The following is a 15,113-nucleotide window of genomic DNA, read 5'->3' as shown; positions in this document are numbered from 1 at the left end:
AAAAAGTTTTCAAGGACAGGTTAATCCAAAATCGTAAATCCAAAATCCAAAATTAAGTGACTCGGTATTTCTTCCTCTGCGCCTCTGCGTTAAACAAACATAAAAAACGCCCCCCATTTCTGAGAGGCGCTTTTCATTCAGCTAAACTTGATAATTAACCGTTGATAGCAGGTGCTGTTAAAGCAACAGGAGCAACATCAGCAGCAGCCAAGTCTAGGGGGAAGTTGTGAGCGTTGCGCTCGTGCATTACTTCCATACCCAAGTTAGCGCGGTTGATTACATCAGCCCAGGTAGCAATAACCCGACCTTGAGAATCAATTACTGATTGGTTGAAGTTGAAACCGTTCAAGTTGAACGCCATTGTGCTGACACCCAAAGCGGTAAACCAGATACCGATTACAGGCCAAGCAGCTAGGAAGAAGTGAAGTGAACGGCTGTTGTTGAAGGAAGCGTATTGGAAGATTAACCGACCAAAGTAACCGTGAGCAGCTACGATGTTGTAGGTTTCTTCTTCTTGTCCGAACTTGTAACCGTAGTTTTGAGACTCGGTTTCGGTTGTTTCACGTACCAAGGAAGATGTCACCAAGGAACCGTGCATTGCGGAGAATAATGAACCACCGAATACACCAGCTACTCCCAACATATGGAAGGGGTGCATCAAGATGTTGTGTTCTGCTTGGAACACAATCATGAAGTTGAAGGTTCCAGAGATACCCAAAGGCATACCGTCAGAGAATGAACCTTGTCCGATGGGGTAGATTAAGAATACTGCTGTAGCAGAAGCCAAAGGCGCAGAGTAAGCTACACAGATCCAAGGACGCATACCCAAGCGGTAAGATAGTTCCCACTGACGACCTAGGTAGCAAGCGCAACCGATCAAGAAGTGGAAAATTACCAATTGGTAAGGACCGCCGTTGTACAACCACTCATCTAAGGAAGCTGCTTCCCAGATTGGGTAGAAGTGCAAGCCGATAGCGTTAGAGGAAGGAACAACTGCACCGGAGATGATGTTGTTTCCGTAAATCAAGGAACCAGCTACGGGTTCGCGGATACCGTCGATGTCTACTGGAGGAGCAGCTACGAATGCGATGATGAAGCAGGTGGTAGCAGCTAGTAGGGTTGGGATCATCAGAACGCCGAACCAACCGATGTAAATCCGGTTATCGGTGCTGGTAATCCATTCGCAGAAGCGATCCCATACGTTGGCGCTTTGGCGCTGTTGTAAGGTTGTGGTCATTTCTATGATTGCGATATGTGTTTTTAATGAATCAGACACACTGTTTGTTTGTCTGTCCTAATAAACTTAACATCTATTTACGTTTATTGTAAAGTATTAATTTTATTATGAATTTTGCTAAAAACATTAGATTTACTTATATTAAGTGACAATTAAAAATCAAAGTAAATATAAGGTAAGCTGCCTTCAGGAGCTAATAACCAGACGGCGTAGAGGCATAGCGGTACGAAGACAAGCTTGACAGGCCAGTTAAACTCTAACTTCAGCTTGCCATTAAAGACATAGATGATACCCATAAGTAAAGCTAAAATTCCCAGCAAAGAAGTAAGTTGATATTGGTTCATATTCAGGGCTTCTACATAAACTTTTTGCACAAACTGTGCATCGGCAGAATGACCCCAGAGGTGCTGAATGACCCAAGAAGAATCCTGGAGGTTGGGGAGGCGGAACCAAATCCAAGAGGTAAAAACCATCAGTTGGGTTAAGAACCAAGCGACAACTATACCCAGAGGATTTTGCCACAAATGTGCCAAATTTTCAAAGCGATCGCTCATCACATCTGTAAGTCGATGTACCCCCAAAGCTAAACCGTGGAATACACCCCAAACAATAAAACCCCAGGCTGAACCGTGCCAGATACCAGCGATTACCATGACAATAAATAAATTCGTGCAGGTGCGAGTCAAGCCTTGACGCGAACCACCCAAAGGAAAGTAGACATAGTTTCGTAACCAATCGCCTAAAGTCATGTGCCAGCGCCGCCAAAATTCAGCAATGCTGGTGCTGAAATAGGGAAAGTTAAAATTTTCCGGTAAAACTAAGCCGAAGAGTAAAGCACTTCCACGGGCGATATCTACATAACCACTGAAATCCAAATACAACTGCAAGCCGTAGGCAAATGTAGCCAACCACAGATCAATGCTACCCGCCCGTTGTAGATTGCCAAAACATAAATCAACGAAGATTCCCAAATTATCTGCCAAAAGCCCTTTTTTGACTGCGCCCCTAGAAATTAACCAAAGTGCCTGACTCACCCCCTCAGCAGAGGGAAAATTTGGTCTATAGAATTGAGATGCTAGGGTGTGATAACGAGTAATTGGTCCAGAAATCAGTTTAGCAAAGAATAATTTATACGTAGCAAATTTGAGAAAATTTTTAGTAGCAGGCGCACCGCGATAGACATCTACTAAATAAGCAATACACTCAAAAGTGAAAAAGGAAATTCCCAAAGGTGCAATTAATTTAAACGCAGAATCTAGCGAATTGATTTGCAGATTAAAAACATACTTAGAGAAAGTCGGCAGATATTTAAAGCCTAGTAACAATAAAACATTTAAACTTACACCCAGCCACAACAACTTCAACCGACGACGATTCCAATCACTTTGGGCAAACTGCCACTCTTCGTTAGAAAGTTGCCAGTTAACAGCATATTTTCCGTGTGCGGTATTGTTGCCAATTTCCAGCCCCAGACGAAAGTTAATTAAAGTCAGTACCAATAATAAAGGAATGTACTGAATATCCAAAGACCCGTAAAAAACAAGGCTAGCAATCAGCAACGTCCACAGGCGTAACTTCTGGTTATCTACAGACCAGTAAATTCCCAGTACACTCAACAAAAACAGTCCATAGAAAATTGATATAAAGTTCATATTTTAGTCATTGGTCATTGGTCATTGGTCATTGGTTATTTCCCTAATATCCTTAACTTTCCAATTCTTACTTCCTCGGCCAAGCAATCATTGGATCATTAGCTAACCTTTTTGATACTTCGTATGCTCCAAAACGGTTAAGGTGACTAGGGTCAGAAAAGTAATCATTGGTTTTTGTCCAAAGTTGGCTTAAGTCTCTATATATAAATTTGGGATTAGTTGCTAGGGATAACATATGTTGCTGAAATACTTGCTCATATTTCGTGCGGACTGGATCTAAATAATCGGCAGTTAAAGGCATATTGATAAACACTAAATCAATATTTCGAGACTGGGTAAACTGTAAAACTTTTTCAAAGGCATAATCTTGTTCACCTTCTATCAGGAAATCTTTATAATCGTTGTCGTAATCACCTGTAACTTTAGGGTGTTTTTGATAGTGTTCTGTAGGATTGAAACGCACAGATAAAGCTAAAAATCCATCAAAATCCACTGATTGCTGGGTAGGATCTAGCTCGGAATTATCTGGGTTTAACTGTGTCTGTGAGCCTATAATATGAGCAGGTATAAATACAGGCAATGAAAGCAATTGTTTATGCAACATTTTTTGAATCTGGTCACGATTTGGGTAGCTCAGAGAAACGCCAGACAATGCCTGATTTAACCAATCGTTTACTGCTTGATAACTGTTTATTTTTGGTTGTGCTACTACTTGAGGCTGAACAGCAGAATCTTCAGAATTTTGCTGGGATTCATCGCTGTTTGCGGCTGTAAATGCTTTCTGCAATACCTGTTTGTAACCCTCTGATGCTGCGATCGCCCCAAAGGTGACATCTTCCCGATTGCTATTGAAGGCGCGGGAACCATCTGCCCAAAGAATGAGTTTTGGTAGTTCTGATGGCTCTAGAACCTGACGAATAATTAAGTCTACAATTTGTGCTGTTGCACCGTTAATGCCAAAATTAAATACGTCAATATTGGGATAACCCTGATTTGCTAAAGCTTGAGAAAGTGCTACCGGATCAATTCCTCTCAAGGCGCGGGAGGAACCAATAATTAATACATCTGCGGCTTTACCAGTGCTAGCAATTCGCTGTTTATACAATGCTAGTTGTTCGTCTAATTGTCGAGAATTGAAACTGGGCATTTGCGAGCGTGCTGCTAATAAAATAGCCGAGGCGTTAGCTCTTTCTTTGAGTGGACCGGCTCGGAAAATCTTCTCTTGGCGATCATCACTTTCTGTAAACCCAGAATCATTAAAGACACCTTTACTCTCAGGAGGTTGTGTCCCAAACCTGCGATTAAACAATGTTGTCTCACTCTCGTCTGACTGAGAATTCAATGATGGCTCTGGGACAGGGGATAAGGAGCGCGAAATATTAGTTAATTGTGGTGAACTTGGTTTATGGCGAGTAACTAGATAATTCAACATCCAATCAGCTTGCAGAGTCAACAATAAACCCAAAGTCCCCCAAACTAGAGCTACCTTCAGCCCTTGACTATCATAGTTTTGTGGTACAGACTGACCACTATCTGTAAATAGTTGCGTTTCTATGAGCCACTTTTTCGCATTAATGGTAGAGATGCGATTAATCGCGTCTTTACTCCAATGTCGTGTGACTTGTGTAACAAAGTTTTGAACTTCTTCTGAGGTTAAATCGTTACGTAAAACTGGGTGATTATTTTCAGTGGTTAAAAGCTCACTCACATATTCCGCAGTAGCGGCGAATTCTGGGGTGGCTTCTGGAACCAAACGTTGGCGTTGTACTAAATCTACGCCATGATGCCAAAATGGTTCTTTATTACCAGCACGGCGACCGTACACCCGCAGCCCTGCAATACGGGGCATTTTTAACTGGCGCAGAAAATCGGTGACTTTGTGGGCTACTTGTGAGCGGGCGGGGCAAATGGGGGCATCACACATAATATGCAATAAGTCCCCTTTGCGTAGGAGAATGACACGAATACCACCTGTCTTTAAACGCCAATCCAGATCAACATTGAGTAAGCGCTCTAGTAAAAAAATAATGGCGGCTTCATCGCCATCGCTGGCTAATTCCAGGGGTAATGTGGCTAGGGCTGGATGGTTCTTAGCAGGTAAAGTTAGCCAGTCAACCCAGGCTGGTTGTTGATCTGAAGTTGTTTGTCCGTAAACAGTGGCTGCGAGAATACCTTGGGGTGCGATCGCTTCGAGATGATGTGAAATAATCTTTAAACAGTGGGCTTGATCTGGCGCTGGGGCAGTGTTTAAGGGGTCAACAGCCGGAGTACAAAAGATATGTAGGGTTGATTCTTTGAGAGCAGCTTGTACGGATACTTCAGATGCTGACAATATCGAGCTTAACAGCCTGGCGATCGCCTGCACATCTCCCCACCTAGCCCATTCCTTGAGCATCATTTCTGGGGGACGCAGATCCACTCTGAGCATCCAATCAGATGCTGTTTCACCACTGACTTGGGAAACAATTACTGCATCTTGGTAGCCCTCCAGTTTCAAATGCCGTAACTGCTGGGCTACTGGTTCAGCTAATAATGATGAATCAGGGCTATAGCTAGACTGACAAAAGATCCACAGGCGATTAACTACTGCTTGGTTGCGATCTTTGGGCTGATATTGCTTGGTGTTTACCTGTACCGATACCCCTAACGGACTAAGAGTTTCGCTGAGATAGCGGGCAATGGCATTGGGGTCCCCCCGACGTGCCAAACTTTCATTAGAGATAATTAATGCCCCACCCACATGAGTGGATTTTTCCGCGTCTTCCAGGGCTATATCTACCTGTTCTAGATGCCGTTCTAGTTGGTTTAAATAAACCCGATGACACCATGTGGGTCGATATTCCCCTTTCTTCCGCCCATAGACAAATACTTGGTATATTGAGGGTTGTTCGTTACTTGTTAAAAGATCCAAATCTGTTTGCTGTAGTGCGTGAAGCAAGTCAGACAGAGTGCGCCAGCGTTTAGGAAACTCTGAACTTTCACATAGGATGTGTAGATCATTTCCCCGCAATCGGACTTTTACCCCAAAAGAGTTGATTCCTGTGGCTTGGCTTACCCACTGCACTAGTGATTTCTGACTATCTAGTAATACTGTTTTCATGGGCAGTTAACTTTGGTCATTGGTCATTGGTCATTAGTCATTAGCCCTTCGGCTACGCTCAGGGTAAATCATTGGTCATTGGTCAATCAAACATGAACTCAGCACTTTCTTCTACAGACGCGATTAATTGCGTTTTTACGCAGGACTGGGAAACCCTAGTGCCTGGACTTGTAAACTAGAAACATAGGTCTATCACACTTTGCAGTTTTTTTTTAACATTTTTGTTACTTTGTGGGTTGCAAAATCGGCCAAGATAGACATATAGGTCTGGAAGTCTCACAGATGTTGAATGTGCGCGTTTCGTTTTACTCATTTGCCAAAAACCAAGAATCAGCAATGACTCCTACTACCCAAAAAACATCAGACAATACCGGATTCAATCTGCCTTTGTTTAGCATTCCCCAATCTTTCCTCTTACAAATAGGTACAGCGTCTATACTACTTCTGCTAACCACAGAAAAAACCGCAGTAAAAGCCCTACAATCTATGGGGCAAGCCAGTGAAGAATTATTTCGAGGCGATCGCCTACCAATTCTCCCGTTCCCAGAGGACAACACTTTGCATACAAGCGCCAAAAGCGGGGAAAGAGGTTAAAAAATATATTTAAAACCTAAAATACTCATGGTTTTACCCTGAGATTAATTGCCTTGCACAGACGGGATGAATCGCGTCTCTACGATGTAAACAGTAATCAGCTTACAAGAGCAGAAATTATGGGTTCTCTTTTATACAGTTTGTCTCATGGGTTGAATTTCTACCCTGCGTCGGAATTATTTTTGCGTCATCGTCTTCAAGTAGTGGAGGAATTGTGGGAATCTGTACTGCGGCAAGAATGCGGTCAAACAATGGTAGATTTATTGCGACAATTGCGCGATTTGTGTTCGCCAGAAGGACAAGCAAGAAACGATCAAGCCGCATCTGCCGTTAAGTTGATTGAACAACTGAACATCAACGAGGCAATTCGAGCAGCTCGTGCCTTTGCGTTGTATTTCCAGTTGATTAATATCATAGAGCAGGAATATGAACAACGTCAGCAATTAACCCGCTATTCAGAAGGGGAAGCAGAAACGGTAATTCAGGAGGAGACGTTATCAAACGCTACCTACTCCTCTAACCAAAATGAAGATGATGCCATTGTTAACAAAGGCATAGAAACTTGTACAGAGGCGATTAATCACTCTACAACAACAAGTTGGGTTACCAAATCCACAGGAAAACAAAAAGGTACTTTTGCGACTTTGTTTCCCCATTTATTCAAGCTGAATGTACCACCGCAGCAAATTCAACGGCTGATTTCACACCTGGATGTGCGTTTAGTCTTTACAGCCCACCCGACAGAAATAGTTCGTCACACTATCCGCGATAAACAAAGACAGGTGGTAAATCTTCTGCAAAAATTGGATGTGGCGGAAAACCGCACTGAAAGCACCTTGGGAGGATATCCTTGGGAAGCAGCAGACTTGCGAGAACAATTGCTCGAAGAAATTCGCCTGTGGTGGCGGACAGATGAACTCCACCAGTTCAAACCCACGGTGCTGGATGAAGTTGATTATGCCTTACATTATTTCCAAGAAGTGTTATTTGATGGCATTCCTCAACTCTACAAGCGCTTGAAATATGCTCTAGGAAAAACATTCACTTGGCTAGAACCTCCACATAAAAACTTTTGCTCTTTTGGCTCGTGGGTAGGTTCAGATCGTGATGGTAATCCATCGGTTACACCAGAAATCACCTGGCAGACAGCGTGCTATCAGCGTAAAATGGTACTGGAACGATATATAAAATCAGTGAAGCAGCTGATTGAATTATTGAGTGTATCGATGCACTGGAGCGATGTCTTACCAGAACTGCTGGAATCTTTAGAGATGGATCAGTCGCAGTTAGGTGATGTGTACGATGCGCTGGCGCTGCGTTATCGCCAAGAACCCTATCGTTTGAAATTGGCTTATGTGCTGAGGCGGTTGGAAAATACCCGCGATCGCAATGTAGCCTTGTATAACCGCGAAAAATCACCCAAGGAAGACTCCCCCATGTATCGTTCGGGGTCGGAGTTTTTAGCCGAACTGCGGTTAATTGAACGTAACTTGACCGAAACTGGTTTAAGTTGTCGGGAGTTAGAAACTCTGATTTGTCAAGTCGAAATTTTTGACTTTAACTTGACTCAGTTGGATATCCGCCAAGAATCAACGCGACACTCTGATGCTTTAAATGAGATTCTGGAATATCTGCAAGTCTTACCCCAATCCTATAACGAGCTATCGGAAGAACAGCGAGTGGCTTGGCTAACTGGGGAACTGCAAACCCGTCGCCCATTAATTCCGGCAGAATTGCCATTTTCGGAAAAAACCAATGATGTAATTGAAACTTTCCGGATATTGCGATCGCTACAGCAAGAGTTTGGTGTCAACATCTGCCAAACTTACATTATTAGTATGTGCCGCGAAGTTAGCGATGTCTTGGAAGTTTTGCTCTTAGCCAAAGAATCCCGACTGTTTGACCCAGTGGTGGCTGTAGGGACTATTCAGGTTGTCCCCTTATTTGAGACGGTAGAAGACCTACAACGCTCTAGAAGCGTCATGCGGCAGCTATTTGAACTCCCGTTATATCGAGCTTTATTAGCAGGTGGTTATGAAGCACTCAAAGCCATTCAGCAAGAAGGCTCTTCATTGCCGATTGTCCCCACTACGGCTTCTCCCCTCACCCCTAACTTACAAGAAGTGATGCTGGGGTATTCTGACAGCAATAAAGACTCTGGTTTTTTAAGTAGCAACTGGGAAATTCATAAAGCCCAAAAATCACTCCAGACAATCGCGGAAGGATATGGTCTGAGTTTGCGGATTTTCCACGGACGCGGGGGTTCTGTGGGACGAGGTGGCGGTCCAGCTTATGAGGCGATTTTGGCTCAACCAGGACACAGTATTAATGGGCGCATCAAGATTACTGAACAAGGGGAAGTATTAGCTTCTAAATACTCTTTGCTGGATTTAGCTCTGTATAATTTGGAAACCATTACTACGGCTGTAATTCAAGCTAGTTTATTACGTACAGGGTTTGATGATATTGAACCTTGGAATGAGATTATGGAAGAATTAGCAGTGCGATCGCGTCAACATTATCGCAATTTGATTTACGAGCAGCCAGATTTTATCGACTTTTTCCACCAAGTTACCCCCATTGAAGAAATTAGCCAGTTGCAAATTAGTTCTCGTCCAGCGCGACGTCCATCGGGAAAGAAAGATTTAAGCAGTTTACGAGCTATTCCTTGGGTATTTAGCTGGACACAAACCCGGTTTTTGCTGCCTTCTTGGTATGGTATCGGCACAGCTTTACAGGGATTTTTGGATGAAGAAGAAGAATCAGAAGAACACCTGAAATTGTTACGCTACTTTTATCTCAAGTGGCCATTTTTCAAAATGGTAATTTCCAAGGCAGAAATGACCCTAGCCAAAGTAGATATGCAAATGGCACATCACTACGTCCAAGAGTTGGGTAATCCTGAAGATCAAGCCCGACTAGAAAAAGTTTTTCAGCAAATTGCTGACGAATTTTATCTTACCAGGGATTTAGTGTTAAAAATTACTGGTAACACTCGGCTTTTGGATGGTGATCCTGTTTTACAACGTTCAGTACAGTTACGTAATGGGACAATTGTACCTTTAGGATTTATCCAAGTTTCCTTACTCAAACGCTTGCGGCAGTCCCGTAATATTACTGCTACTTCTGGTGTAATTCATTCGCGTTACAGCAAAGGTGAGTTACTGCGAGGCGCACTGTTAACGATTAACGGTATTGCGGCTGGGATGAGAAATACAGGTTGACCGAAGAGGCAGGGGAGCAGGGAGCAGGGAGCAGGGGGGATTTGGAATTCCCCTGCCAAAAGGGTTCTGAGCAACTAAATTTATTTATCCTCAAAGGAAAAATATTTATTTCTAGATGCTTTGCACAAGAAATAATGCGTCCTTGTTTCAGAGCAACTACATTGATCTATGGGGTCTTCTCCCCTGTCTCCTGCTCCTGATCCTCTTTTTTGACCAGTTGATACCAAAAAATAAATTACCCAAAAACCGTAGGGTGGGTATAGCCAAAGGGGCATGGCTCCGCTAAAGCGCAGCGTAACCCACCATTGCTAGAAATAGCTGAATTAATGAACTCATGGTTAAAAATAGATTGTTAACTTGCACCTTTTTAGCTTTAACATCAGGATTTTTTGGTGGTTACATCGGTGGACAAATGACATCGATGCTGCATAACCAAAAATGCCAAAATCAAGCTTGGGGTTTAAAGGTGATGTGTAATGTTTGGGTAACACCCGGAGCCGCTTGGCAAGGTACTACAACCGGATTATGGACAGGTACAATTTTAGGAGCGTTTGTTGGCGGTTCCATCACACGCCTAGAACCTTAGCTACATTTAAAACATATAGTTAAATATACTTAAATCCCAGTCATTGAGTGCAGATATAATGCGATCGCCATCTGAGAAAAATCCAGGCGATATTTTCAGTATATTAATAGTAAATATTTATACTTAATGGCTGGGTAATGGAGACTGGGTTAAGACCCTTTTGGTGTCTCGGTTTTATTATCCGTTTATGCCCTAACCTCCTTGGCGGTTGCTATATGACGCGATACCCACGTACAAAAATAGTCCTTTCCACTGCAATTGAGCCTATTTTTTGGTAAAGTTACTATCCCAATCACAGCCAAATTATTACGTAAGACAAATATAAATAATGGCTAATTTTTATACAAAAATATTTGTACATCACCTGATTAAAGGCTGAAAACCTAAATATTTAAGGATTTTTTCGCAATTAATCACGGTGGCATGGATAAAACAATACATACTCCCAAAGCGATGAATTTTTGTAAATACTTATGGTGTAAAGAATTACAGTGCGTATAAAATAAATCTGTTCCAAAAAATTCACAACCTTAATATATGTATCTCACCAAAGATAAACTGCAACACCTCAACACCGTTACCCATGAAGGAAAAATCGTTGTCCTAGCTACCGATGCCGATGGCGTAATTTCCTACACCGTTAAGCAAGATGGTTTTGAAGACAGTTATCTCAATACACCAGCAGACCAAAGAACTGGATGGGAAAATTGGCAGGTGCTAGACTTCCCTGATGAACAAGATGACCAGTCAGTAATTGCAAAAGAAAAAGCCGAACTGACTTATCAACAAGATACCAGTAAATATCTTCTCAAGTCCCGCTACAAAACCAAAGATGAAACAGCTGTCGCCCCAGTACAAGTTATTTCCGCACTAGAACATATTTATATTTTCCGCCAATCTAAAACTAACACCCTATTGGTCGATCGCTTTGTCGTAGATGGCATGACCAATAAGCTGAACCGTAAGTTAGAAGTACGGTTTAAGCGGAGTCGGCAGAAGCACACACCCACAAAAAACATGAACAAGGGGTCTAATGGGCTTGTTGATATCGACACCTTAGACTTCCGTGATGCTAACGGTAATTTGTTCTACGAACCCACCACAGAATTATGTTTAGTCAATCACCTGCACCAAGGCTGGTTTTCTGTGGTTTTAGTTCCCACTGTTGAAAATGACGTTTATCGCTGGCATATTTTCGCCTACAACAGCCAAACCCAGAAAGTCGAATTAACCACTATTCGCGCCTCGGAAGAAGGACTATTTGACGTTCAAGATTATACTTTTTTTGCAGAATCAAACGATACCCTAGTGCCTCGCAAAATTCCTGGTGTGATTAAACGCACTTTGGAAATTGGTGACTCTCACCCCACCAATGGTTTATCAGCGACTAAATACGATTTACAACAAGAACAGGAAACCCAATCCGGGGATAAACAACTGTTGAAAATTTCCACCAAGTTAATGTTAGCAGTTCCCACAGATAAAGGCACAGCAGCATTAAGTTTTGCCATTGCCGGAGATGGAACCCTAGCAGAAATTGACGAAACCCCGGAACGCAGCATTATTCGCAGTCGTCAGCGAGAAATATTGTTACCTTTAAACACCTTAGACGAAATCAAAGCCCTTGCAGACAAAACCCCGCCGCCCCAAGGAATAATTACCGGGTTAGCAGTGGGAACCGATGCAGAAAATGCGGAAGATTTGGTGAAAATCTCCACAGAAGGTAAAGCAGGAGAATTAGCCAATGGCGACCTCGTAAAAATTACAGGAACCAGTGATTATCAAGGTCTTTATTCCACCAAGAAAATAGACGATCATACCTTTGAAATTGACCAACCCACACCAGTAGATAATTTGGGTTATTGGGAAAAAGAAGACCCAGAACAAGCGGGTTTAATCTTTGACGGAATGATTACAGCCTATCAAAAGACCACTAATGGTAAATTGCGCGTTATCTGCGAGAATCATGGTTTAGAAAATGGGGATGAGGTGCAAATTATCGGCACAGATGCCTATAACGATACCTATCCAGTTCAGAAAATTGATTATACCAATTTTGTCATTCAACGCCAGTGGCCCAAGGGAGAAGCCGTCAATGTCAAAGTTGTGTCTCGCAAACGGCGCGGTGTTGTGCTGGATGGGGTGAACGACTATATCGAAATTGCCGATCCCTTTGGCAAAAACAAAAACTTCACCCTTTCTGCTTGGATCAAGCCGGCGCAGATCAATACTGGGGCAACCCAAGCTGTGATGGGCAATGATCTATGGAAACCTTCGCTGTGGATTGCGCCTGACAACGGCGGATTGCACTACATGGCGTTTGACGCACCCAGCCAAGAGTCTGTCTTGAGCGGCACCCTCGACAACTTTTTTGACCAGGCGGAGACTTGGGTTCATGTAGCCTGGGTGAAAGATGGCAACCGTTTCAGGTTCTATAAAAATGGCGTGGAATTTGCTGTTGTTGAGGATGTACCGGAAAAGCTTTACAGTTATCCATCCAGCAATTATCAGTTCGGAAAAGTAGGCCAAGACTTTTTCTCTGGGCATCTGGCCGAGGTACGGATCTGGTCGCTGCCCCAAAGTGCGGACACCATCAAAAACAATATGTACCTGCAACTGCGGGGCAAAGAGGTGGGCCTGGAAGGGTATTGGCGCTTGGGCGGCATTGCCGAAGGCAAGGTGAGCGACTTCTCTATCCATGGCAATGAGGGCACCGTTTATGGCGATCCCTATGTCAGTGCCGCTACCCTCAGCCGCAAGCTGGCCAGCGGAGCCGATGCCGTGAAATACAGCAATTCTGACCTGTTTGCCGTAAGCCAACGCGCCACCTATGAAGAAAGCTTTGAGTTCAAGGTCAATGCTTCCAAACCATTGACGCTGGCGGATCTGAACAATGCCGATGGTCGGGGGCAAGGTACCAAGATCTTCACCTTCTCCCACTGGGGCAAAACCAGTCGCAGCGCCAACGACACCCTTGCGGTCTCGGCGGTGCAAGATGAGTTTGAAGATCTGGGGAAGGGCTGGTATCGGGCTTCCTGTACCCTAACGATTCCCGATGAGATCAGTCTGCTCCGCTCCTTTGAGATTACCAATGTTCAAGGCAATTGGAATTCTCTAGAAATTCGCAAGCACCGCATTCGTCTGCTGTCTGATGCGATTACAGCAGCAAAATACACCGATGGTATTGCACTTACAATCTTGGCGGATGAACAGGCTGGATTCATTGCCAAGCAGAAAGAATTAGTCCTCAAACAGGCAGAAGAAAACGTCCTACGCAAAGAAAGGCAAGACCTAGAAATAAAAATCGCTGCCTATCATGCTCAGGATGGGACTCGGGCAGAGATTGATACGCTGAAGCAGCAGGTTGCGTCGCTCATCCACAAAGAGCAAGATTTGTTGTCTCGATTGCGCGATGAAAATGATAAAACACCAAATCTCTCCTCTGCGCTGAACCAAACGCAACAAGATCTAGCCGCAAAACGGAAAGAGCTGGCTGGTCGAGAAACGTTGTTGACGGGAGCAGATGATAAAAATGTTTTGATAATGCATTTGACCTTCCTCCAATTACATATAAATGATATTTATAGAAATATTGGGGCGAATGGTATGGCCGATTTTATGGTAGCCCCTCTAAGGAAAGAAGTGCAAGACCTAGAAACAAAAATCGCTGCCTACGCAGAGATTGACAAGTTGAAGCCGCAGGTTGCGTCACTCATCCACAAAAGACATCTCCGAAAACTATCAAACCCTTGCAGTTACGATATTTTTGGTGAGCGATCGCTAACTGCAAATATCCTGAGATTCTACGGTAGAATAGGTGTTAGAAATGCGTGTTGTTGGTAATTAGCCAAAAGTAGGATCTCTTTGAGGTAATTTTATTATAAATAATTTCAAGTTTTTATAGTTACAAAATAAATGTGCCAATGCGTAATCTAACGAGTCCACAAATAGTCATAATTATCTGCTCGTATTTAGAGGAATTTAATCTAAATCTTTCTTGAGCTACTCTAAATATCTTCACTAAACGAATTAAATGTTCTACAAATATGCGCTCTGATGCCAGTTCTTTATTTTGAATTTTTTGTTCAGAACTTAATTCTTTTTTTCTAGGCTTTTTTTCAGGTGTTTTAATTGATTTCTCTCCTTGGTAAGCTTTGTCACCGGAAAATTTTTGTTTCTCTTCAAACCCATTTTTATTTTCCCGAAATAAATTTATGTCACTTTTTCGTCCTGGCTCACCAGCTACTACATCAACAATATCTCTACCATTAGGCAGAACAATTAATTGACTTTTTCTAGTGTGCATTTTCTTCTTACCTGAGTAATATTTTTCCTGCTGTTGATACTCTGAAGGTCTTTCTATGGGCTGTTCATAGCTATCTACGATTAGTTCAAAGTCTGTTAAAACTTCTTTAACAATTTCATAGTCACTGGAGTTTTTTTTACCTGTTCTACTAAACTTGGTGGTAATAATTCTCCCAATAATGGCAACCAATAGTTAAACGTATCATTTGCAGTTGTTTCACTCACGCCAAATTGAATACCCAATAGTTGAAATGTGGTTAAATGTCGTAAATATGTTAGGGTGAGAATTATTTGCTCCGATGGTGATAATTTTGGTCTGCGACCACCTCCACCCAGAATAATTCTCACTTTTCTATCTTCAAGCAATTCTCGTTTATGATTGTGCAGTTTAATGGCTTTGTCTAAAAGTTCCTGC

General features: G+C 42.8%; 9 protein-coding genes. 4 read left to right on the top strand and 5 right to left on the bottom strand.

Features of this window, described 5'->3' with window-relative positions:
- Positions 1–154: 154 nt before the first annotated feature.
- The 3 genes from psbA to NSP_RS15640 all read right to left on the bottom strand — a co-directional run bounded on the left by psbA (position 155) and on the right by NSP_RS15640 (position 5,989).
- Positions 155–1,237 (bottom strand): photosystem II q(b) protein, encoded by a 1,083-nt coding sequence (psbA, locus tag NSP_RS15650; RefSeq protein WP_006196269.1) that lies wholly within the window; start codon positions 1,235–1,237, stop codon positions 155–157.
- Between the two features lie 152 nt (positions 1,238–1,389).
- Positions 1,390–2,889 carry an MBOAT family O-acyltransferase gene (locus NSP_RS15645; RefSeq protein WP_006197807.1) on the bottom strand — a complete coding sequence of 500 codons (1,500 nt, stop codon included), beginning with the start codon at positions 2,887–2,889 and terminating at the stop codon, positions 1,390–1,392.
- A 67-nt stretch (positions 2,890–2,956) separates the two neighbouring features.
- On the bottom strand, positions 2,957–5,989 hold the full coding sequence (locus NSP_RS15640) for a hypothetical protein (RefSeq protein WP_006197806.1): 3,033 nt from the start codon (positions 5,987–5,989) through the stop codon (positions 2,957–2,959).
- Positions 5,990–6,325: 336 nt separating this feature from the next.
- On the opposite strand from NSP_RS15640, the gene NSP_RS15635 reads away from it, so the two are divergent.
- The 4 genes from NSP_RS15635 to NSP_RS15620 all read left to right on the top strand — a co-directional run bounded on the left by NSP_RS15635 (position 6,326) and on the right by NSP_RS15620 (position 14,236).
- Positions 6,326–6,583, top strand: coding sequence for a hypothetical protein (locus NSP_RS15635; RefSeq protein ID WP_173403350.1), 258 nt, complete (start codon positions 6,326–6,328; stop codon positions 6,581–6,583).
- Between the two features lie 119 nt (positions 6,584–6,702).
- Positions 6,703–9,807, top strand: coding sequence for a phosphoenolpyruvate carboxylase (gene ppc, locus NSP_RS15630; protein ID WP_006197804.1), 3,105 nt, complete (start codon positions 6,703–6,705; stop codon positions 9,805–9,807).
- A 334-nt stretch (positions 9,808–10,141) separates the two neighbouring features.
- Positions 10,142–10,393 (top strand): hypothetical protein, encoded by a 252-nt coding sequence (locus NSP_RS15625; RefSeq protein ID WP_006197803.1) that lies wholly within the window; start codon positions 10,142–10,144, stop codon positions 10,391–10,393.
- Positions 10,394–10,930: 537 nt separating this feature from the next.
- Positions 10,931–14,236, top strand: a complete 3,306-nt coding sequence (locus tag NSP_RS15620; protein ID WP_006197802.1) for a LamG domain-containing protein — start codon at positions 10,931–10,933, stop codon at positions 14,234–14,236.
- 61 nt (positions 14,237–14,297) lie between these two features.
- Here the strand turns inward: NSP_RS15620 and NSP_RS26580 are convergent, their stop codons facing one another.
- Together NSP_RS26580 and NSP_RS26575 are read right to left on the bottom strand one after the other, a co-directional pair.
- A complete protein-coding gene (locus NSP_RS26580) occupies positions 14,298–14,888 on the bottom strand; it encodes an HARBI1 family protein (RefSeq protein WP_173403274.1) in 591 nt (196 codons plus the stop codon).
- On the bottom strand, positions 14,795–15,113 hold a 319-nt coding region (locus NSP_RS26575; RefSeq protein ID WP_044482775.1), incomplete at its 5' end, for a helix-turn-helix domain-containing protein. The genes NSP_RS26575 and NSP_RS26580, both read right to left, overlap by 94 nt.

Origin of the sequence: Nodularia spumigena CCY9414, assembly GCF_000340565.2 — a bacterium.
GTDB classification, from domain to species: Bacteria; Cyanobacteriota; Cyanobacteriia; order Cyanobacteriales; family Nostocaceae; genus Nodularia; species Nodularia spumigena.
Note: the sequence above shows the minus strand (reverse complement) of the source record. Positions and strands in the feature narration are given on the sequence as shown.

What these genes read in the sequence shown, in the direction of transcription:
- psbA (WP_006196269.1), bottom strand. Translation starts at nt 1,237, where the DNA reads ATGACCACAACCTTACAACAGCGCCAAAGCGCCAACGTATGGGATCGC.
- NSP_RS15645 (WP_006197807.1), bottom strand. Translation starts at nt 2,889, where the DNA reads ATGAACTTTATATCAATTTTCTATGGACTGTTTTTGTTGAGTGTACTG.
- NSP_RS15640 (WP_006197806.1), bottom strand. Translation starts at nt 5,989, where the DNA reads ATGAAAACAGTATTACTAGATAGTCAGAAATCACTAGTGCAGTGGGTA.
- NSP_RS15635 (WP_173403350.1), top strand. Translation starts at nt 6,326, where the DNA reads ATGACTCCTACTACCCAAAAAACATCAGACAATACCGGATTCAATCTG.
- ppc (WP_006197804.1), top strand. Translation starts at nt 6,703, where the DNA reads ATGGGTTCTCTTTTATACAGTTTGTCTCATGGGTTGAATTTCTACCCT.
- NSP_RS15625 (WP_006197803.1), top strand. Translation starts at nt 10,142, where the DNA reads ATGGTTAAAAATAGATTGTTAACTTGCACCTTTTTAGCTTTAACATCA.
- NSP_RS15620 (WP_006197802.1), top strand. Translation starts at nt 10,931, where the DNA reads ATGTATCTCACCAAAGATAAACTGCAACACCTCAACACCGTTACCCAT.